Raw genomic sequence first — 20,269 nt, 5'->3', positions numbered from 1 at the left:
GCAGGGCACCCTGCGATGATGTCGGGAACCCGTGCCGTCCTGCGCCGGTCAAAGGCCCCCATGAACCTGCCTCCGCCGATGCCCGAAACCGTCCCGCCGCCGCCCGCGCCGGCCAGCTCCCGCCTGCACGCCGCCTTCAGCCAGCTGCGCGATGCGCTGTCCGCCGAAATCGTCGGCCAGTCCGCGCTGGTCGAGCGCCTGCTGATCGCGCTGCTGGCCGACGGCCACCTGCTGGTGGAGGGTGCGCCGGGACTGGCCAAGACCACGGCGATCCGCGCGCTGGCAGCACGTCTGGAAACGGACTTCGCGCGCGTGCAGTTCACCCCGGACCTGCTGCCGGCCGACCTCACCGGCACCGAGATCTGGCGCCCGCAGGAAGGCCGTTTCGAGTTCGTGCCCGGCCCGATCTTCCACCCGATCCTGCTGGCCGATGAAATCAACCGTGCGCCGGCCAAGGTGCAGTCGGCGCTGCTGGAGGCGATGGGCGAACGCCAGGTCACCGTGGGACGCCACACCTACGCGCTGCCGTCGTTGTTCCTGGTGATGGCCACGCAGAACCCGATCGAGCAGGAAGGCACCTTCCCGCTGCCGGAAGCACAGCTGGACCGCTTCCTGATGCACGTGCGCATCGGCTACCCGGACCAGGCGGCCGAATCGGAAATCCTGCGGCTGGCGCGCGAGCGTGCCCGTGGCGCATTGGGCGAAGCTGCGCCGGCGCCGGAGAAGCTGCCGATGCAGGATGTGTTCGCGGCCCGTCGCGAAGTGCTGGACCTGCACATGGCGCCCGCGCTGGAACGCTATCTGATTGAACTGGTGCTGGCTTCGCGCGATCCATCGCGCTACGACGCCAGCCTCGGTCGCCGCATCGCGTGGGGCGCAAGCCCGCGAGGCTCCATCGCGCTGGAACGCTGCGCACGTGCGCGCGCCTGGTTGGCGGGCCGCGATTTCGTCACCCCCGATGACGTGCGCGCGGTCGCCGCTGATGTGCTGCGCCATCGCGTGCTGCCCAGCTACGAAGCCACAGCCGAAGGCTGGGATGGCGAGCGCCTGGTGCAGGAGCTGCTGGCCCGCGTGCCGGCACCCTGAGCCTGCGCATGACCGATCCATCCCCGGCACCTGCATCCATGGCCAGCGAGGGCGACGGGCTGCGCCCGCAGTTGGCCGAACTGGTCGCGCTGCGTCGGCTGGCACAGCGCCCGCCGCCGCCACGCCGCGGCCGTGCCGGCAATGCCGGGCAGGCACCGTCGCCGCTGCGCGGGCGTGGCATGGAGTACGCCGAATCACGCGAGTACGTGGCCGGTGATGATGCGCGGCATATCGACTGGCGGGTGACCGCGCGTACCGGTCGTGCCCACACCAAGCTGTTCCAGGCCGAGCGCGAGCGGGTCAGCCTGATCGTGGCCGACACCTCGCCAGCGCTGTATTTCGGCACCCGGGTGCGCTTCAAGTCGGTACAGGCTGCGCGCGCGGGCGCCGTTGCCGCCTGGTCGGCGCAGCGGCGAGGCGACCGCGTGGGCGCCCTGCGTGGCAGCGACCGCGAGCCGCCGGTCGCACCCGCGGGCGGGCCGCGCGGTGTACTGCGCGTACTCGATGCGCTCACCCGCTGGTATGCGCAGCCTCCCGCCGATGATCTTGGTCTTGAGCGTGCGCTGGACCACGCCAGTCGCGTGCTGCGCCCCGGTGCGCGCATGCTGGTGCTGGCCGATCCGCAGCAGGCGGCACGGATTGCGCCGGTACGCTGGAGCGCGCTGGCCCAGCACCATGACCTCAGCCTGGTTCTGCTGGTCGATCCATTGGAACTGCAGCCGCCGTCGGCCGCGCTGCAGTTCCAGACCGCGCAGCAGCGCATCGGACTCGACCTGCGCCGCAGCGACGTGCAGGCGCATTGGCACGCGCATTTCGTCGAGCCGCTGCAGGAACTGCGGCGCCAGCTCGGCGCACGCCGCGTTGACGTGCAGGTGCTGTCCAGCGATGCGCCCAGCGATGCGTGGCTGGCCCCGGTGCCGACCGAGGTGCCGGCATGAGCGCCAACCTGCCGCTGCGCGACGTGCAGCTGCCGGCGGCCCCGTCATGGTGGCCACCGGCACCGGGCTATCTGATGATCGGTGCGGCGGTGCTACTGCTGCTGGTGGTCGTCGCATTCGTGTGGTGGCAGCGTCGCCGCCGTCGGCAGCGCTGGTTGCAGCAGTTCGACAGGGAGCTGGCGGCGTGCACCGACAGCGCGGCGGAACTGGCGGCGATCGCCGGCCTGCTGCGTCGTGCCGCGCGCCAGGCACGTCCGGGCAGTGAATCGTTGCGCGACGGCGCATGGTGGCAGCGCGTCGACCCGCAGAACACGCTGTCTGACGCACGGCGCAGCCTGCTGGCCGAGGGCGCCTATCGGCCACGCGTGGATGCCAGCGAAGTGGCCGCGGTGCGCAGCTGGTCCCGCGCGCGCTACTTGGCGATGCTGCTGGAGCGTCGTCGATGAATCTGCTGGCGAGCTACTGGCCGTGGCCGGACCTGCAGCTGGCATGGCCGCTGGCGTTGTTGGCGTTGCCGTTGCCGCTGCTGATGTACGCGTGGAAGCGTCGCGCTGACCCCGGCGCGGCGCTGCGCGTGCCGTATGCCGCCAGCGAACTGGAAGCACTGACCGGTGGTGGCCGCGTCGACGTGTCCTGGCTGCGTACCCTGCTGTTGTGGTTGGGCTGGTGCGCGCTGTGCGTTGCGCTTGCCCGTCCACAGCAACTCGGTGAGGCCATCACCCCACCGCAGCAGGGCCGGCAGATGATGCTGGCGATGGACGTGTCCGGCAGCATGGGCGAGGGCGACATGGTGCTGGGCGGACAGGCCGTGGACCGTCTCACCGCAGCCAAGGCGGTACTGGCCGACTTCCTCGACCGCCGCGCCGGTGATCGCATCGGCCTGCTGATCTTCGGCGACCGTGCTTACACATTGACGCCCCTTACCGCTGACCTGGCCAGTGTGCGCGACCAGCTGCGCGACAGCGTGGTCGGCCTGGCCGGCCGCGAAACCGCCATCGGTGATGCCATCGGCCTGGCGGTGAAGCGCCTGCGCAGCCAGCCCGAAGGCCAGCGCGTACTGATCCTGTTGACCGACGGTGTCAGCAATGCCGGCGTACTGGAGCCGCTGCGCGCGGCCGAAGTTGCCCGCGCCGAGGGCGTACGCATCCACACCGTCGCGTTTGGCGGCGACGGCAGCATGCGCGTGTTCGGCATCTCCATTGCCGCCGACCAGGATCCGGTCGACGAGGCCACATTGAAGAAGATCGCGGGCATGACCGGTGGCCAGTTCTTCCGCGCACGCGATACGGCACAGCTGGCCGGCATCTATGCCGAACTGGACCGGCTGGAGCCGATCGCTGCGAAAGGGCCGAGCCTGCGCCCGCGCGAGGAACGCTATGCCTGGCCGCTGGGCCTGGCGTTGTTGCTGGGCGCGCTGGCGTGGCTGTGGCCGGAGCGTCGCCGATGATCGCGTTGGCGTCGAATCTTCCCGACTGGAACGCGCTGCATTTCCTGCGCCCGGAATGGCTGTGGGCCCTGCTGGCGCTGCCGGTGATCCTCGCGCTGTCGCTGTACCGGCAGCGGCGCAGCGATGCGTGGCGGCAGGCGGTGGATCCACACCTGCTGCCGCACCTGCTGGCGGCCGGCACGCGTCGTCGTACGCGCCTGCCGTGGGCGCTGCTGCTGGGCTGGACGCTGGCATCGCTGGCGATGGCCGGGCCAAGCTGGCGGCAGCAGGCGCAGCCGATGTTCCAGGCCAGCGCACCGCTGCTGGTCGTGCTGGATCTGTCCAGCCGGATCACCGCCACCGACCTGCCGCCGTCGCGGCTGCTGCAGGCGCGGGCCAAGCTGGGCGAACTGCTGCGCGCGCGCAAGGGCGGCCAGGTCGGCCTGGTGGTGTACGCAGATGACGCCTATACCGTTGCGCCATTGACCGATGACGGCAGCAATGTCGCGCTGTATCTGGATGCCTTGTCACCCGAGGTGATGCCGCGCGATGGACAGCGTGCCGACCGCGGCATCGACTGGGCCGCGCAGTTGATGCGGCAAGTCGCTGCGCTGCAGGGACAGATCCTGCTGGTCACCGACCAGGCCGACAGTGAGGCCGCGCTGGCCGCGGCCCAGGCACGCAGCCTTGGCCTGCAGGTTTCGGTGCTGGGGCTGGGTACGCCGGCCGGTGCGGCCTATCGCGATGGCAATGGCCAGATCCGCCAGGCGGCGCTGGACGAGGGCAGCCTGCGCGCCGTGGCCACCGCAGGTGGCGGGCGCTACGCGCGCATCGCCGCCGATGACAGTGACCTGCGTGCGCTGGCGGTACTGGATGCGCGCCAGGGCACGGCGGCGCAGCGGCCGGGCGAAGGCAGGCAGTGGCGCGATGAAGGCTTCTGGCTGCTGCCGCCGTTGATGCTGCTGGCACTGTTGGCCTTCCGCCGCCGCGCAGTGCTGGCCGCGGTGCTGGCTGTTGGCCTGCTGCCCTGGATGGGTGACGTGCAGGCGCAGGCGCCAGCAGCACCCGCACCGCCGCCCGCGCAGGGCACCCTGTGGAAGCGCGCTGACCAGCTGCAGCACCAGCGCTTGGCCGAAGGTGTGCAGGCGTACCGTAACGGCGACTTCGCCAATGCACGCAAGCAGTTCGAAGGCATCGACAGCGATGCCGGCTGGTACAACCTGGCCAACGCGCTGGCACGCCAGGGCAACTACGATGAGGCCATCGCCGCCTATGACCGCGCGTTGGCGCTGCATCCGGGCATGGCCGATGCGGTGGCCAACCGCGCTGTGGTCGATGCCGCGCGCAAGCGCAGGCAGTCGGGAGGCCGGGGCCAGGACCAGCAGAAGCCCCAGCAGAGCGACCGGCAGAAGCAGCAGAACGATTCGCAGGGCAAGCAGAATCCGTCGGGCCAGCAACCGCAGCAGGGGCAGAAAGACCCCGGGCAGGGCCAGCCGCAATCGGGCCAGCAGGGCCAGCCCAAGCCCGGCGATGACACTTCCCCGTCGAGCCCGCAGCCCGGCGAGCGCGGCCGCGATGGCCAGCAGGCACCACCGCAGGTGGAAGATGCCAAGGCGCAGGCGCAGGCCGACGAGCAGCAGCGCCAGCGCATGCAGCTGGCAATGCAGCAGGCACGTGAAGGCAAGGGCGAACAGGATGGCAAGCCCGTGCCAGGCAGCGAAGGCACCACCCCGCGCCAGCGCGAGGAGCAACAGGCCGTGGAGGCGTGGATGCGACGCGTACCCGATGATCCGGGCGCGCTGCTGCGAGCCAAGTTCCAGCTGGAAAACGAACGCAGGAAGAGGGAAGGGCGATGACGCGGGTGATCAACATGCACGGGTGCTGGCCCCGGCAGGTACTGGCAGCGCTGCTGCTGTGGCTGCCGCTGCTGGCCTGGGCGCAGCCGCGCGCCTGGCTGGACCGCGATCGCATTGCAATGGGCGATACGGTCACCCTCAATGTCGAGAGCGATCAGGGCGCGCCTGACTTCACGCCTCTGCGTACCGACTTCGACCTGAGCGCGCAGACCAGCAGCCGCCAGGTGGAGTGGAGCAACGGCAGCATGCAGCAGCGCAACCTGTACGGCGTGGCGCTGACGCCGCGGCGCAGCGGTGCGCTGGTGGTTCCGGGCCTGCAGGTGGGCAGTGTGCGTACCGCGCCGCTGACCCTGCAGGTGGACGCGGCCGCCGTGGCGGGCCCAGACAGCACTGCGATGGCCTTCATCGAGACGGTTGTCGATGACGAAACGCCATACGTGCAGCAGAGCGTGGGCGTGGTGGTGCGGTTGTACTTTGCTTCGCAGCTGGCGTCGGGTGAACTGGTACTGGATACCCCGGCGGGCGCGTCATTGCAGCGCGTGGGCGATGACCGCACCGATGTGCGCCAGGTCAACGGGCGCCGCTACAACGTGGTCGAACGCCGCTTCCTGCTGATCCCCGAGCGCAGCGGCGCATTGCGGTTGGCCGGTGCGCGCTTCAGTGGGCGCAGTGCCGGTGGCTTCTTCGACGACTTCTTTGGCGGGGGCGACGGCCGCATGAATGCTACCAGCGCCGACCGCACGTTGCAGGTGCAGGCACAGCCGGCGCAAGCGCCGCAGCCGTGGCTGCCGCTGCAGAGCCTGCAGCTGCGCTATACCAGTGCGCCGACCAGCGCCCGCACCGGTGAGGCCGCCAACGTGGTGGTCGAAGCGGTTGCCGAAGGCGCGACGCGCGCGCAGTTCACCGATCTGCCGGTGCCGGATGTCGGCGCCAATGCGCAGGTGTTCGCCGAACCAGCACAGTACGAAGAGACCTTCAACGGCAGCACGCCACGCCTGAAGATCACCCGCCGCTATTCGATCGTGCCACGCCAGCCGGGTTCGCTGGTGGTGCCCGGCCCGCGCCTGCCCTGGTGGGATGTGCGCAGCGGCAAGGCACAGGAAGCAACGCTGCCGGACCTGACGCTGGCGGTTGCGGCGGGCAATGGCGGCGGCAATACCTCGCCGGCCCCGTTGCCGCCGATCGACACCGATGCCGCGCTGCCCGGCACCGATGGCCAGGACAGCCGCATCGCGGCCACCGACCCGCGCGCCAGCGGCATGGCCGAGCGGCCATGGCCCTGGATGGGCGCGGCGATCGGGCTGGCGCTGCTGTGGCTGCTGACCCTGCTGTGGGGCTGGCAGCGTGGCCGTCGCCCGCGTGCAGCGGCGCCTGTCGCAGGCACGTCCGCTGTGCCGACTGTGGCGAGCGGGCGTGCCGGCCTGGCCGAACTGCGCCGGGTGCTCGATGGCGAGGGCTTCGACCAGGTGGAAGCACAGCTGTGCGCGATGGCCGGTGTCGAACGTGTCGAGCAGGTCATCGCGCGCCTGGACGATCCGGAGCAGTGCCAGGTGTTGCAGGACCTGCAGCAGGCGCGCTGGGGCGGGCAGGGTGATCCGGCGGCGCTGCGTACGCGCCTGCGCACGGCCTTCCGTGACGGACCGCACTGGTCTGCGGCTGCGGGTGCTGCTGACACTGGCCTGGCGCCGCTGTATCCACCGCGGCGAACCTGAACCGGCGCCGCTTGCGCGCTTTGTTAGAGTGCATTCATTTTTCGAGGAAACCCGCGTATGACAGCAGCTGCTGCCGACAAGAAGAAGTTGCCCCTGCACTGGAAGATGGGCATCGGCTTTGCGATCGGCCTTGTCCTGGGACTGACCGTGCACGCCCTGGGTGGCAGCGTCGAGGGTCTGCAGGGCGGTGCCAAGTGGGTAATGGATTACGTCACCACCCCGGCTTCGGGCCTGTTCCTCAACCTGATCTTCATGCTGATCGTGCCGCTGATCTTCTCGGCGCTGATCATGGGCGTGTCGGAGATGGGCGACATCCGCGCCCTCGGCCGCATCGGTTGGAAGACGCTGGCCTACACCGTGCTGCTGTCCGGCATTGCGGTGGGCATCGGCCTGGTGCTGGTCAACGTGCTCAAGCCGGGTGCCGGCGTCGACCCGCAGGTCGCGGCGATGATGCTGTCGGAGAACGCCGAGCGCAGCAAGGAGATCGTGGCCGGCATCCATGGCACGCCGAAGGGCATGGACATGCTGCTGTCGATCGTGCCGAGCAACGTGCTGCAGGCCGCGTCTGACAACGGCGCGATCCTGTCGCTGATGTTCTTCGCACTCATGTTCGGCATCGGCATGGTGCTGACCGACAACGAGAAGGTCGCCCCGCTGCGCCGCGCCATTGAAGGCGTGTTCGAAATCTCGATGACCCTGATCAACCTGGTCATCCGCCTGGCCCCGTACGCGGTGGCCTGCTTCATGTTCAACCTGGCCGCGCTGTTCGGCTTCGAGCTGATCATCCGCCTCGGCGCCTACGTGGGCGTGGTGGTGCTGGCGCTGGGCCTGCACATGATCGTGACCTACGGCACCGCCGTGTGGCTGTCGGGCCGCTCGCCGCTGTCGTTCTTCCGCGATACCCAGGAAGCGACGGTGATGGCGTTCTCCACCGCCTCCAGCAACGCCACCCTGCCGACCGCGCTGCGCGTGGCCGACCAGATGGGCCTGCCGCAGCGCGTGTCGCGCTTCGTGCTGACCGTGGGCGCCACCGCCAACCAGAACGGCACTGCGCTGTTCGAGGGCGTGACGGTGATCTTCCTGGCCCAGTTCTTCGGCGTGGACCTGAGCATCGGCCAGCAGTTCATGGTGATGGCGGTGTGCATCCTCGGTGGCATCGGTACCGCCGGCGTGCCGTCGGGCTCGCTGCCGGTGGTGGCGATGATCTGCGCGATGGTCGGCGTGAACCCGCTGGGCATCGGCCTGATCCTGGGCGTGAACCACTTCCTGGACATGTGCCGTACCGCACTGAACGTGACCGGCGACCTGGCCCTGACCACCCTGGTGGCCAAGGGTGAGTCCCACGACGGCCCGGCGCTCGGTCCACAGCAGGACTGAGCCCAGATTTCCGCCCCCGGACTCCGGGGGCGGTAGTGCCGGCCGCTGGCCGGCAACTTCATGATCTTCATTGAATTGTGCGCAACTGCCGGCCAGCGGCCGGCACGACCGGGCAAGCTGGAACTGACCCCTGCCCGGTGACTATGGGACAATAGGCCGCCCGCACGTCCGCGGCCGCCTCCCGATTCCGACAGAACCATGACGCAGCCTACCCGTCGCCAGTTGGCCAACGCCATCCGCTTCCTTGCCGCCGATGCGGTTGAAACCGCAAAGTCCGGCCACCCCGGCATGCCCATGGGCATGGCCGACATCGCCGAAGTCCTCTGGAACGACTACCTCCGCCATAACCCGAGCAACCCGCACTGGTTCAACCGCGACCGTTTCGTGCTGTCCAACGGCCACGGTTCGATGCTGCAGTACGCGCTGCTGCACCTGAGCGGTTACGACCTGCCGATCGAGCAGCTGAAGCTGTTCCGCCAGCTGGGCAGCCACACCGCCGGCCATCCGGAACGCCACGAGACCCCGGGCGTGGAAACCACCACCGGCCCGCTGGGCCAGGGTTTCGCCAACGCCGTGGGCTTTGCCCTGGCCGAGAAGCTGCTGGCACAGCGCTTCAACCGCCCGGAGCTGGAAGTGGTCGACCACCGCACCTGGGTGTTCATGGGCGATGGCTGCCTGATGGAAGGCGTGTCGCATGAAGCGGCGTCGCTGGCCGGCACCTGGGGCCTGCACAAGCTGGTCTGCTTCTGGGACAACAACCACATCTCCATCGACGGCAACGTCGAGGGCTGGTTCACCGACAACACCCCGGAACGTTTCGAGGCCTATGGCTGGAACGTGGTCCGCGATGTTGATGGCCACGACCCGGCCAGCATCAAGGCTGGCATCGAGGCCGCGCTGTCGCAGAGCGACAAGCCGACCCTGATCTGCTGCCGCACCACCATTGGTTTTGGTTCGCCGAACAAGGCGGGCAAGGAATCCAGCCACGGCGCACCGCTGGGCAAGGACGAGCTGGAAGCCACCCGCAAGCAGCTGGGTTGGGAATACGGTCCGTTCGAGATCCCGCAAGCGATCTACGACGGCTGGCGCGCCAATGGCGCCGGCACCCTGCGCCAGGCCGAGTGGGAGCAGTTGTTCGACAAGTACGCCAGCCAGTATCCGGCGGAAGCGTCCGAGCTGACCCGTCGTTCGCACGGCGAGCTGCCGGCCGACTTCGTTGCCAAGGCCGATGCCTACATCGCCCAGGTGGCCGCTGAAGGCCCGACGATCGCCTCGCGCAAGGCCTCGCAGCTGGCCATCGAAGCCTTCGCCCCGCTGCTGCCGGAAATCGTCGGCGGCTCGGCCGACCTGGCGCACTCGAACCTGACCCTGTGGAAGGGCAGCACGTCGGTCGCCAGCGACGACGCCAACGCCAACTATGTGTACTACGGCGTGCGCGAGTTCGGCATGACCGCGATTGCCAACGGCCTGGCGCTGCACGGTGGCTTCATTCCGTTCGACGCCACCTTCCTGGTGTTCAGCGATTACGCGCGCAACGGCGTGCGCATGAGCGCGCTGATCCCGGCCCATGCCATCCACGTCTACACCCACGACTCGATCGGCCTGGGCGAAGACGGCCCGACCCACCAGCCGGTGGAGCACCTGGCCTCGCTGCGCTACATCCCGAACAACGACGTGTGGCGTCCGTGCGATGCGGTCGAGTCGGCAGTGAGCTGGAAGGCCGCGATCACCCGCCAGGACGGCCCGAGCTGCCTGGTGTTCAGCCGCCAGAACCTGCCGCACCAGCCGCGCAACGCCGAGCAGATCGCCCAGATCGAGCGCGGTGGCTACGTGCTGGCCGATGCCGCCGGTACCCCGGACGTGATCCTGATCGCTACCGGTTCGGAAGTCTCGCTGGCGACCGAAGCCAAGGCTCAGCTGGATGCGGCCGGCCTCAAGACCCGCGTGGTCTCGATGCCGTCCACCGACGTGTTCCTGCGCCAGGATGCGGCCTACCGCGAATCGGTGCTGCCGAACGCCGTGCGCAAGCGCGTGGCCGTGGAAGCCGGCGTCACCGGCTTCTGGCGCCAGTTCGTCGGCCTGGACGGTGCGGTGATCGGTATCGACACCTTCGGTGCCTCGGCCCCGGCCGACCAGCTGTACAAGCACTTCGGCATCACCACCGCCCACGTGGTGGAAGCTGCGAAGTCGCTGTAAGCCGCCTCGCGGTGCAACAAGGGAAAGGCCGGCACACGCCGGCCTTTTTCGTTCTTCAGAGTGGAGAAAAAGGGGACGGAGGGGATCAAGTCGTTTGTGCACATGCGACTTATCCTCTCCGTCCCCTTCTCCTTTGCCCGAAATGTTCCACCCAGCGGCACCAGTGTCGCGTTGGCCTCTTCATCTGACCTGCATTCCTTGCGAAAAGGAGGGCCTGCCGAGGCACCCTCAGAAGTGGTCATGGACAAGAAGATCGGCGCAGAAAACCATGGTGGATTTGCGGGGTGTAAGGTGATGCCTTACACTGGTGCCGCGTGATCGTCAGCTTCAGGCACAGGGGTCTGAAGGCGCTCTATGAACGGGGCGACATTTCAGGCGTTCGTGCCGATCATGCGGGGCGGTTGCGGCGCTTGCTTCACCAGCTGGACCAAGCCCAGCGTCCTGGAGACATGGGCTTGCCTGGAAATCGCCTGCATCCTCTGCGCGGACGCTATAGCGGCTACTGGGCTGTAAGTGTCTCCGCGAGTTGGCGATTGGTATTCCGCTTTCGTGGGCTCGACGTCGAATTGGTCGATTACCTCGATTACCACTAGGAGTCTGCTCGATGCCGTTGCATGATCCGCCGCATCCCGGGGAATCGCTGCGCGAAGACATACTGCCGGCGATCAGCATGTCCATCAGTGCGCTGGCGCAGCATCTTGGTTATTCCCGCGGACAGCTGTCGACCATCATCAACGGGCACGCCGGTATCTCCGCGGAGCTTGCATTCCGCCTTGAGCTTGCAGGTCTGGGCAATGCGCGCATGTGGCTGGCAATGCAGGCGGCCTATGACCTGTGGCAGGTCGAGCATCGAGAGCATCCACCGATTGCCCGCCTGCATCTTGAGGATTCGGTGAGGATCGGACAGTAGATCCGCGCCATGCGTGGATGAGAAAAGGGACGGAGGGGATCAAGTCGTTTGTGCAGAAACGACTTAATCCCCTCCGTCCCCTTTTTTCAGGCGGTGCGTGCCAGCGCCAGGCGCAGCAGGCGTGCGTCCAGGCGCTCGGCGAAATCCTTCGGTGCCTGCAGGCCCATGCGCTGCAGGTACACCGCATCGCCATCACCAGCCGGTTGGCGCAGCGCTGCCCAGACGGTGCGCAGCTTGTCGCCACGGGTCTGCGTGTTGGCCTTCAGCCAGCCCAGCGCCTTCACCAGCACCTGCTCGATCTCGTTGAAGTCGCTGCCCAGCGGATAGTCCGGAAGGCTGCCATCGGCGCGGAACGGTGCCAGTGCCGCGGCCAGTGACTGCGGCGTGTTGCGCTGCAGGCGTTCGGGATCCGGCGGCGTGGCCCTCAACAGCTTGCGCGCGGCGTGCGCCTGCTGCAGCAGGCCGGCCTGGAACGGTGCCTCGGTGATCGCGGCCATCGCCTGCACACAGTCCTCGTCGGTCAATCCGCGCAGATCGGCGATGCCGTACTCGTTTAGGTAGATGTCGCGCAGGTGGCGCGGGATGGTGGTGTGGCCATAGTTCCAGCGCACGTTGGATTCGCGTTGGCCCTTGTCGTCGCGCGCGGCGCGGAACATCAGCACGCTGCGGGCTTCCGGCAGGGCATGTGCCATCGCCACGAAGTTGTACTGGCCGCCCACGCCGGACACCACGCGTCCATCGTCCAGCGCATCCGACACCGCCGCGCCCAGCGCGGTGGCCATCATGCAGGAGTTGAAGAAGCGCGCATGGCGGCGCTGCAGGCGCTCCAGCGTCTCGTTGCCGCCGTACAGCTGGTTGATCTCGCTGATGCGCCGCATGCCGATCGCGCGGCATTCGTCTTCCGGCAGGGTGCGCAGCCATTCGTAGAACTCCGGCGAGCCGAGGTAGAACGCGCCGTGCAGGTACTCGCCCTCGGCAGCCAGCGTGGCATGGTCGATCGACAGCGTGCTGCCGTTCTCGATGCGCTGCATCAGCGCGAGGTCGTCGTGCACCTTGCGCTTGATGACGCCGGTCTGCACCAGCCGGCGGAAGCCTTCGTTGAGCATTTCGCTGCAGCCGTACAGGCCTACTTCGAACGGATCCAGGCCACCAATCTCCTGCACCAGTGGATGGCTGGCCAGCTGTGGATCGAGTGCGTGCAGCACGCGGCGGTAGCGTGCGTTGTCGGTATGGCGCAGCACCAGTGCGTGGCTGAGCGCATCGGCCAGCGTACCAATACCGATCTGCAGCGTGCCGCCATCGCGCACCAGGGTGCTGGCATACAGGCCGATGGCGTAGTCGGCATCGGCAACCGGCTGGCGCGGCAGGCCGAACAGGGCCGGGTACGGCGGCGGTGGGGTGATCACCAGATCGAAGAACGACACATCGACCGTGGCCGAGCCGCCCAGGTAGGGCAGCTGCGGATCGATCTCGGCGACCAGCAGCGGGCGCGGCAGCCCGCGCGCGGCGATGGCATCCAGCGTGTCCTGGGTGATGTCGTTGTTGCACGACAGCGAGAGCCGGCGGTCATCCGGGCGCATCGCCACCTTCTGCACGATCACCTGCGGCGCGCGCTGGGCGACCGCATCGGCGGCGTGGGTGTAGTTCAGGCTGGTATAGCTGGATTGCGCCTGCCGCGACCCGAGCAGGGCGCCGGACTGCATGTAGAACTCTTCCACCTGCACATGTGCCGGCAACGCGTCGCGGGCGATCGCATCGGCATAGGCCAGGCGCGGAAAATCATCGCCGAAGTGACGCTGCGCGAACGGCGCCATGAAACGCGCTTCCAGGCCGTTGCCGCGCGCCTTCGGCGGGTTCAGCGACAGCGCGGTATACAGCTGCAGCGGCCGCGACGGATCCTGCTCGACGCGTGCATACAGGGCATTGAGCAGCCGGTGCGGCTTGCCCAGTGCCAGCGGCGCCCCGATCCGCAGCGGCCCGTCCACGCGCGCAAACAACCAGTCGACAGCGGCGTCCAGGTCGGTGAGGTGTTCGGTCATGCGCGGCGGTCCTGCGTCTGGGGGGAGTGCCGGCATTACAGCATGTCGGGCTTGAACCGCCGTCGACGCGAGACTTCGGCGCCAGACACCATGAACTGCCCATCGCCCCGGTAATGCACCGTGCGCGGCAGCTTTGGGCGTGGTGCAACATGGGCCCGCACGATTTCCCAGATGAACAGGTTGCTTGATTCCACCTGGCTGTCGTCATGAAGGCGGCACTCGAAGCACGAATGGCATTGCCCGACCAGCGGCGCACCGACCTCGCGCGCGGGCTGTGCATCGAGCCCGAAACAGGCGAACTTGTCGACCTCGCGGCCGCTGCAGTTGCCGATGTCCACGACCGTATCGAGCAGCTCCACGCCGGGAACATTGATCACGCACTCGCCGCTGCCGCGCGCCAATGCGTGGCTGTGGTTCTCGTGCCACAGGTAGGTGGCGACCAGCGAAGGCGAGAAGCCCATCACCATGTGCCAGCCCATCGTCATCAGGTTGCGCTGGCCGCGCCACGCGGTGCTGACCAGCACGATCGGGCCGGGTTCGAGGAAGCGGCGGGCCTGCTCGACCGGGAAATCTTCCTTGGGCAGCGCTTTCATCCGGGGGCCTGGTGCGGGAAGGACCGATGCTGGCGCAGCCGGGATGAACCTGGAGTCGAGGGGCTTGACATGAGGTTCGATTACGCGCGTAATCAATTTGTCGATTACGGATGTAAACCATGACCCCGATCAGCGAAGCCGAAGCTGTTGTGATGGAGGTGCTGTGGCAGCAGGCACCGCGTAGTGCCGACGAGGTGGTGGCCGCATTGGCCCACCGCGACTGGGCCGAGCCGACCATCAAGACCCTGCTCAACCGCCTGCTGACCAAGGGCGCGATCGCCGCCGAGCGCGATGGCCGGCGCTATTTTTACCGGCCGCTGCTGCAGCGCCAGGCGTGGGTGGAGGCACAGAGCCAGGACTTCATCGGCCGCGTCTTTGAAGGCCGCGTGGCACCGCTGGTGGCGCACTTCAGCGAACGCGGCCAGCTGAGCGCGCAGGACATCGCCGAACTGAAGAAGCTGATCCAGGAGCTGGACCATGACTGAGCTGCTCGACGGACTGTGGCAGGCCAGCCTGTGGCTGGCGGTGGGCGTGGTCGTGCTGGCCACGCTGCGGCCCTTGCTGGTGCGGTTGGGGGGCGCGGGGTTGGCCTATCGCAGCTGGTGGCTGCTGCCCCTGCTGATGGTGGCGCTGCTGTTGCCGCTGCCCCGGGTTGCATTGCTGCAGCAGGTGCCGACGCTGCCGCTGAAGGTGATGCCGGGCGCCCTCGAGGGCGCGAGCGGTCATGCGCTGCCATGGGCCGCTCTGCTGCTGGTGGCCTGGGCACTGGGGATGGGCGTCTGCCTGCTGCGCGAGCTGCGTGCACAGCGGCGCTTCGAGCGGCACATGGGCCCGCTGCGGCCGCGTGCCGATGGCAGCTGGCAGGCCAGCGGCGATCCCGGGCTGCCGGCGCTGGTTGGCCTGTGGCGGCCGCGCATCGTGGTCGGCCCGGCGTTCGACCGGCAGTTCAGCGCACAGGAGCAGGACCTGATCCTGCAGCACGAGCGCAGCCACCGTCGCAATGGTGACCACTGGGCCAACGGTGCGCTGCTGCTGATGCGCACGGTGTTCTGGTTCCACCCGCTGTTGCCCTGGGCCGCACGCCGTTTCCTGCGCGAGCAGGAACTGGCCTGCGATGCCCGCACCATGGCCCCGCAGCCTGCGCTGCGCGGCCTCTACGCCAGCACGCTGTTGAAGGCGCAGCTGGTCCATCCGGTTGCGCCCGCGGTCTGCCATTGGCGCAGCCAACCCGTGTTGAAGGAGCGTATCGCCATGTTGAAGCAGTCCAAGCGGAAGGCATTGCCGTGGGTGTCGGGTCAGGTGCTGGTGGTCGGGGTGTGCCTGGGGATGGGAGCGGTGGCGTGGGCCAGCCAGGGCGGTACGGCGGGAGCGCCGAGGATCGGGGTCGAGCCGTTTGAACACGCTCAGGAAGACGCAACCAGGGCCGGGTTGGACAGGCCCATCCAGGTCGACAAGATGCCGCCGCCGTCCTATCCGAAGTCTGCGTTCGAACAGCGCCAGGTGGGCGTGGTGAACCTGCGCGTAGAGGTGGATGCGCAGGGACAGCCCACCGAGGTGCGCGTGCTCAGCGCCACCAATCCGGGCGTGTTCGATGCGGTGTCGGTGGCGGCTGCGCGCAGCTGGACATACCGGCCTGCGATGAAGAACGGCAAACCGGTGGCCGCTGCCGTGCGTATTCCGATCACCTTTGCGATGGACGACACCGAGGCCCCCCAGTGAAGTCTGCATCGCTGCTGCTGGCGGCATTGCTGGTGGGATGCGCGAGCCAGCAACACCTGACCACGGTTGATACCCGCAATGAAAGTGTTGGCCACCAGCGGCTGCGACCGGAGGCGGCGGGCGACGGCGGACAGGTGCAGGCGTATTCGCTGGGCGCCAGCGAGGGCTACCGGATGCCGCAGCTGTACGCAGCACCGGACCCGGAGGTCGGTGATCGTGATCCGCGCGCGGAACTGGCGCCCACCACCATCTGCCTGCAGGTGGTGGTGGACGCCGATGGTGGTGTGGAGCGTAGCCTTCCATTGACCGATCGCCATGAGTGCGCAGCCGGTGCTGCACCTGAGAACGCGCCTCTGTTGCAGGCGGCACAGGACGCGGTGGCCATGTGGAAGTACTCGTCCGCAGCGGTCTGCCATTTCGCACCGGGCAAGGTGCCGGCGGATCGCGGCGATTGCCGCGGCGCAGAGCGCGTCGAGCCGGTGGCGGTCACCCTGCAGTACGCCTTCACCTTCGAGATCGTGAAGGGCCAGCATGTGGTGCGCACGCAGGGCAAATGAAGCGCGCGACGCCTGACGGAAACCGGTAGCGCCGGGCCAGGCCCGGCGAGCACCGCAGCGTCGATCAGGCCCCGCCCTGGATGTTGGCCTTCACTGCCGGCTGCATCAGCTTGGGTTCTTCCAGCGTGGCATCACGGGCCTGGCGCACGCTGACGAACTCCGCCTCGGCCACGCAATCGTGCACATGGATGTTGTGCGCGCGCTGTTCGCCGATGGTGGTTTCGTTGGCGAAATCACGGCCACCCGGGCCGTAGTCGTGGCAGACGAAAACCCGTGTGGCATCAGGCAGCGCCAGCAGGCGCTGGATCGAGCGGTACAGCTGCGCGGCATCACCGCCCGGGAAGTCGCAGCGGGCGGTGCCGCCGTCGGGCATGAACAGCGAGTCGCCGGTGAACAGCGCATCGCCGATCAGGTAGGCGATGCTGTCGCTGGTGTGGCCGGGCACGGCGATCACCTGGCCGCGCAGTTCGCCAAGCGCAAAGGTTTCGCCATCGCTGAACAGGTGGTCGAAGATTTCATCGGCAGCCGGCAGCTGCAGGCCATAGCGCGGTGCAAAAGTGGCCTGCACCGCGCGGATGCCTTCGCCGATGGCCAGCGTGGCCTGCGGGAAGTGCTGCTTGAGCCGGCGCCCGGCCGACACGTGGTCGGCGTGGGCATGGGTTTCCAGCAGCCAGCGCAGCTGCAGGCCCTGTTGCTCGATGGCCTGCAACGCGGCGTGCAACGGCGATTCGCTGCTGGCGTCAGTATCCGGGTCGTAGTCCAGCACCGGGTCGATCAGCGCTGCCTCGCTGCTGGCCGGGTCGCTGACCAGGTAGCTGAAGGTGTTGCTGTCACGGTGGAAGAACGACTGCACCTGGACCGCCATTTGCATGCTCCTCAGCGCGTGCCGAGCACGCGGTTCAGCAACTGCGCCAGGTTTTCACCGGCCAGTCGCAGCTGCGCTTCGGCCAGCGGCCGATAGCGCTCGGTGTATTCATCACCGATCTTACGCGAGGCCGGATAAACGCCAGCTTGCATGGAGATGCGGCAGCTGGCTTCGGCCCACGTCTGCGGGTCGCGCTGCGGGTTGGACTGGCGCGCCAGCTTCGGCGCGCGCTGGTGCTGCAGCAGCGGCAGATAGCCGGCGTCGTCCAGCTTGCGGGTGTTGAGCATGCCGCTGTCCCACAGCGAGTGCAGGTTGGTACCACGGTTGCCGAACTGCAGCTGGAAATCGTTGCCGCCCTTGTCGTGGGCATAGCCGGCGTGCATCGGCTGGTGGATGTCGCCGACCAGGTGCACGACGAACTTCAGCGCCTGCAGGCGCTCGCCGTCGGTCAGGCTGCGGTCGCCGAGGATGGCGCTCTGTGCCTTCAGCGCCTCGACGATGCAATTGCCGTTCTTGCAGTGCTTCGGAGCTTCGTAGTGGCAGTTGTCTTCGGCGATGTTGACGTAGTGCCAGCCGGCCGAGCGACGGCCCAGGCCCGGGTCCTTGGCGCGCAGCTGGTCGGCCCAGGGCGCGATGCTGGCCAGGGTGGCGTCCGGTTCGGTGGCCAGCAGGCGATCCACTTCGGCGCGGGCAGCGGGACTGAGACGGGCGTCGGCGACTTCGGCGACAAGGCGGTGGCCTTGGGCGCCCCAGGCATGGGCGGGGGCGGAGACGGACAGCAGGGCCGGCGCCAGGGCGGCGGCAAGGAAGAAGGAGTGCAGAGCTTTCATGCGCACATTCTAGCCGGGGGTAGGTGGATTGAAGTGCGGCGCGTTCCTGTTCCGAAGTGGGAGCACAGCGGGAGGGGTTTACGGCGTGTCCCGGCTCCGCTCCCCGCCTTGCCCCAGCTCCGGAACCGCCTCAGTCCCAGCAAAAAAAAGCCCCGGCAATCACCGGGGCAACATGCTGCGAGGGTTTTGCGTGTAGCGGGGGAGCGGGGGCGAAGCCCCCGCGCTCAACACACCGCTTAGAACTTGAAGACGTAGGACGCGCCGTAGACCAGCGGGTCGATGTTGACCGTGCCGATCTTCTCGCCGTTCAACTTCACCTTGCTGTCGATGTCGATCCAGCGCATGTCCACGCGCAGGGCACCCTTCTCGCCGATCGCGAAGTCCACGCCCGCATGCGCGGCCAGGCCCCACGAATCCTGCAGCTTCAGGCGGCTGTCCTTCAGCGCGCCGGTGGTGTCTTCGCTGAAGAAGGTCGTGTAGTTCACGCCCGCACCGATGAACGGCGACACCTTGCCCTTGCTGTTGAAGTGGTACTGCAGGGTCACCACCGGCGGCAGCTGCTTGGTGCTGCCCACGCGGCCGAGGCCGTTGATGTTGATGTCGTGCTTGAACGGCAGCGCGGCCAGCACTTCGATGCCCAGGTTGTCGGCGATGAAGTACTCACCGGTGATGGTCGGCTTGACGTCGTTGTCGACGTCGACCTTCAGCGTGCCGCCGGCCAGCCAGCCGTTGTTCGACTTCGGCGCCACCTGGTGCACGCCGGCCGAAACGGTCCAGTCGCCCTTGGACTGGGCCATGGCCGGGGCGGCGGCGAGGGACAGGGCGGCGGCCAGGCCGGCCAGGATCAGGGGGGAGGTCTTGCGCATGGGGGTGATCTCGTTGCTGGGTGGATGGGGCCAGTGTCGGCCTCACGCCGCGCTAACGCTTTGATCCGGATCAAATCCTGTCCGCCGGCCCTCCGCCGGGGGCGCTGGCCCACGGTGGCCAGCCCCGGTTTGCTAGACTTGTGGGCCCTATCCATCCCGCCGCACCTGTCGCGGCCGCAGGAGCTTGAGAACATGGCAATCAAGGTTGGTATCAACGGTTTCGGTCGCATCGGGCGCAACGTCCTGCGCTCGGCGGTGCTGAACTTCGGCGACGACATCGAAATCGTGGCCATCAACGATCTGCTGGAGCCGGACTATCTGGCGTACATGCTCAAGTACGACTCCGTGCACGGCCGCTTCAAGGCCGAGGTGTCGGTGCAGGGCAACGACCTGCTGGTCAACGGCAAGAAGATCCGCCTGACCCAGGAACGCGACCCGGCCAACCTGAAGTGGGACGAAGTCGGCGCCGACGTGGTGCTGGAAGCCACCGGCCTGTTCCTGACCAAGGAAACCGCGCAGAAGCACATCGATGCCGGCGCCAAGAAGGTGATCATGTCGGCCCCGTCGAAGGACGACACGCCGATGTTCGTGTACGGCGTGAACGACAAGACCTACGCCGGCCAGGCGATCATCTCCAACGCCTCGTGCACCACCAACTGCCTGGCCCCGCTGGCCAAGGTCATCAACGACAAGTGGGGCATCAAGCGCGGCCTGATGACCACCGTGCATGCGGCCACCGCCACCCAGAAGACCGTCGATGGCCCGTCCAACAAGGACTGGCGCGGCGGCCGTGGCATCCTGGAAAACATCATTCCGTCGTCCACCGGTGCGGCCAAGGCCGTCGGCGTGGTCATTCCGGAACTGAACAAGAAGCTGACCGGCATGAGCTTCCGCGTGCCGACCTCGGACGTGTCGGTGGTCGACCTGACCGTCGAGCTGGAAAAGGAAGCCACCTACGCCGAGATCTGCGCTGAAGTGAAGGCACAGAGCGAAGGCCCGTTGAAGGGCATCCTGGGCTACACCGAAGACAAGGTGGTGGCCACCGATTTCCGCGGCGAAACCTGCACCTCGGTGTTCGACGCCGATGCCGGCATCGCCCTGGACGGCACCTTCGTCAAGCTGGTGACCTGGTACGACAACGAGTGGGGCTACTCGAACAAGTGCCTGGAAATGGCCAAGGTCATCGCCGCCAAGTAAGGCCGGTGCAGATCAAAGACGGACCCCGGCCTGGCCGGGGTTCGTCGTTTATGGGGCCAGCCCTGTCGTAGCATGGGGCGGTCGACCGCTGCCGCTGGGGCG

At 67.8% G+C, this 20,269-nt stretch carries 19 protein-coding genes; 14 read left to right on the top strand and 5 right to left on the bottom strand.

What is annotated here, in order from left to right; genetic code table 11:
- Positions 1 to 60: 60 nt before the first annotated feature.
- The 10 genes from AC5P7U_RS02035 to AC5P7U_RS01990 all read left to right on the top strand — a co-directional run bounded on the left by AC5P7U_RS02035 (position 61) and on the right by AC5P7U_RS01990 (position 11,501).
- Positions 61 to 1,086 (top strand): AAA family ATPase, encoded by a 1,026-nt coding sequence (locus tag AC5P7U_RS02035; protein ID WP_312561281.1) that lies wholly within the window; start codon positions 61 to 63, stop codon positions 1,084 to 1,086.
- Positions 1,087 to 1,094: 8 nt separating this feature from the next.
- The gene (locus tag AC5P7U_RS02030; RefSeq protein ID WP_414555111.1) at positions 1,095 to 2,024 is read left to right on the top strand and encodes a DUF58 domain-containing protein; all 930 of its coding nucleotides are present in this window, start codon (positions 1,095 to 1,097) and stop codon (positions 2,022 to 2,024) included.
- Positions 2,021 to 2,470 carry a DUF4381 domain-containing protein gene (locus tag AC5P7U_RS02025; protein WP_006465918.1) on the top strand — a complete coding sequence of 150 codons (450 nt, stop codon included), beginning with the start codon at positions 2,021 to 2,023 and terminating at the stop codon, positions 2,468 to 2,470. The genes AC5P7U_RS02030 and AC5P7U_RS02025 overlap by 4 nt, the downstream gene beginning before the upstream one ends.
- Positions 2,467 to 3,471: a vWA domain-containing protein gene (locus AC5P7U_RS02020; RefSeq protein WP_006465916.1), complete on the top strand. Its 1,005-nt coding sequence runs from the start codon at positions 2,467 to 2,469 to the stop codon at positions 3,469 to 3,471. Before AC5P7U_RS02025 ends, AC5P7U_RS02020 begins: the two co-directional genes overlap by 4 nt.
- Positions 3,468 to 5,306, top strand: coding sequence for a vWA domain-containing protein (locus AC5P7U_RS02015; RefSeq protein ID WP_414555112.1), 1,839 nt, complete (start codon positions 3,468 to 3,470; stop codon positions 5,304 to 5,306). Before AC5P7U_RS02020 ends, AC5P7U_RS02015 begins: the two co-directional genes overlap by 4 nt.
- Positions 5,303 to 7,018: a BatD family protein gene (locus AC5P7U_RS02010; protein WP_495220740.1), complete on the top strand. Its 1,716-nt coding sequence runs from the start codon at positions 5,303 to 5,305 to the stop codon at positions 7,016 to 7,018. Before AC5P7U_RS02015 ends, AC5P7U_RS02010 begins: the two co-directional genes overlap by 4 nt.
- Positions 7,019 to 7,075: 57 nt before the next feature.
- Positions 7,076 to 8,395, top strand: coding sequence for a dicarboxylate/amino acid:cation symporter (locus tag AC5P7U_RS02005; protein WP_006465816.1), 1,320 nt, complete (start codon positions 7,076 to 7,078; stop codon positions 8,393 to 8,395).
- A 198-nt stretch (positions 8,396 to 8,593) separates the two neighbouring features.
- Positions 8,594 to 10,591: a transketolase gene (gene tkt, locus AC5P7U_RS02000; protein ID WP_006465763.1), complete on the top strand. Its 1,998-nt coding sequence runs from the start codon at positions 8,594 to 8,596 to the stop codon at positions 10,589 to 10,591.
- A 314-nt stretch (positions 10,592 to 10,905) separates the two neighbouring features.
- Positions 10,906 to 11,184: a type II toxin-antitoxin system RelE/ParE family toxin gene (locus AC5P7U_RS01995; protein WP_197563876.1), complete on the top strand. Its 279-nt coding sequence runs from the start codon at positions 10,906 to 10,908 to the stop codon at positions 11,182 to 11,184.
- Between the two features lie 11 nt (positions 11,185 to 11,195).
- The gene (locus AC5P7U_RS01990; RefSeq protein WP_006465761.1) at positions 11,196 to 11,501 is read left to right on the top strand and encodes a HigA family addiction module antitoxin; all 306 of its coding nucleotides are present in this window, start codon (positions 11,196 to 11,198) and stop codon (positions 11,499 to 11,501) included.
- 86 nt (positions 11,502 to 11,587) lie between these two features.
- Here the strand turns inward: AC5P7U_RS01990 and AC5P7U_RS01985 are convergent, their stop codons facing one another.
- Positions 11,588 to 13,540, bottom strand: coding sequence for an acetyl-CoA hydrolase/transferase C-terminal domain-containing protein (locus AC5P7U_RS01985; protein WP_308309448.1), 1,953 nt, complete (start codon positions 13,538 to 13,540; stop codon positions 11,588 to 11,590).
- Positions 13,541 to 13,575: 35 nt separating this feature from the next.
- The gene (locus AC5P7U_RS01980) at positions 13,576 to 14,133 is read right to left on the bottom strand and encodes a flavin reductase family protein (protein ID WP_006465757.1); all 558 of its coding nucleotides are present in this window, start codon (positions 14,131 to 14,133) and stop codon (positions 13,576 to 13,578) included.
- 119 nt (positions 14,134 to 14,252) lie between these two features.
- Here AC5P7U_RS01980 and AC5P7U_RS01975 point away from each other — a divergent pair, with 119 nt between their 5' ends.
- The 3 genes from AC5P7U_RS01975 to AC5P7U_RS01965 are packed head-to-tail and all read left to right on the top strand — an operon-like array spanning position 14,253 to position 16,409.
- Positions 14,253 to 14,618 (top strand): BlaI/MecI/CopY family transcriptional regulator, encoded by a 366-nt coding sequence (locus AC5P7U_RS01975; protein ID WP_006465755.1) that lies wholly within the window; start codon positions 14,253 to 14,255, stop codon positions 14,616 to 14,618.
- Positions 14,611 to 15,852, top strand: a complete 1,242-nt coding sequence (locus AC5P7U_RS01970; RefSeq protein ID WP_006465754.1) for a M56 family metallopeptidase — start codon at positions 14,611 to 14,613, stop codon at positions 15,850 to 15,852. The genes AC5P7U_RS01975 and AC5P7U_RS01970 overlap by 8 nt, the downstream gene beginning before the upstream one ends.
- A complete protein-coding gene (locus AC5P7U_RS01965) occupies positions 15,849 to 16,409 on the top strand; it encodes a hypothetical protein (RefSeq protein WP_197563874.1) in 561 nt (186 codons plus the stop codon). The genes AC5P7U_RS01970 and AC5P7U_RS01965 overlap by 4 nt, the downstream gene beginning before the upstream one ends.
- A 64-nt stretch (positions 16,410 to 16,473) precedes the next feature.
- Here the strand turns inward: AC5P7U_RS01965 and AC5P7U_RS01960 are convergent, their stop codons facing one another.
- The 3 genes from AC5P7U_RS01960 to AC5P7U_RS01950 all read right to left on the bottom strand — a co-directional run bounded on the left by AC5P7U_RS01960 (position 16,474) and on the right by AC5P7U_RS01950 (position 18,970).
- The gene (locus AC5P7U_RS01960) at positions 16,474 to 17,274 is read right to left on the bottom strand and encodes an MBL fold metallo-hydrolase (RefSeq protein ID WP_197563873.1); all 801 of its coding nucleotides are present in this window, start codon (positions 17,272 to 17,274) and stop codon (positions 16,474 to 16,476) included.
- A gap of 11 nt (positions 17,275 to 17,285) precedes the next feature.
- The gene (locus AC5P7U_RS01955) at positions 17,286 to 18,104 is read right to left on the bottom strand and encodes a S1/P1 nuclease (protein ID WP_006465710.1); all 819 of its coding nucleotides are present in this window, start codon (positions 18,102 to 18,104) and stop codon (positions 17,286 to 17,288) included.
- Positions 18,105 to 18,340: 236 nt separating this feature from the next.
- Positions 18,341 to 18,970: an OmpW/AlkL family protein gene (locus AC5P7U_RS01950; RefSeq protein WP_006465709.1), complete on the bottom strand. Its 630-nt coding sequence runs from the start codon at positions 18,968 to 18,970 to the stop codon at positions 18,341 to 18,343.
- A 192-nt stretch (positions 18,971 to 19,162) separates the two neighbouring features.
- On the opposite strand from AC5P7U_RS01950, the gene gap reads away from it, so the two are divergent.
- On the top strand, positions 19,163 to 20,167 hold the full coding sequence (gene gap, locus AC5P7U_RS01945; RefSeq protein ID WP_006465708.1) for a type I glyceraldehyde-3-phosphate dehydrogenase: 1,005 nt from the start codon (positions 19,163 to 19,165) through the stop codon (positions 20,165 to 20,167).
- Positions 20,168 to 20,269: the final 102 nt, after the last annotated feature.

The organism is Stenotrophomonas sp. YJH_SMC_57 (genome assembly GCF_059369755.1).
The sequence above is the reverse complement of the archived record's forward strand: the minus strand, read 5'-3'. Positions and strand labels throughout refer to the sequence as shown.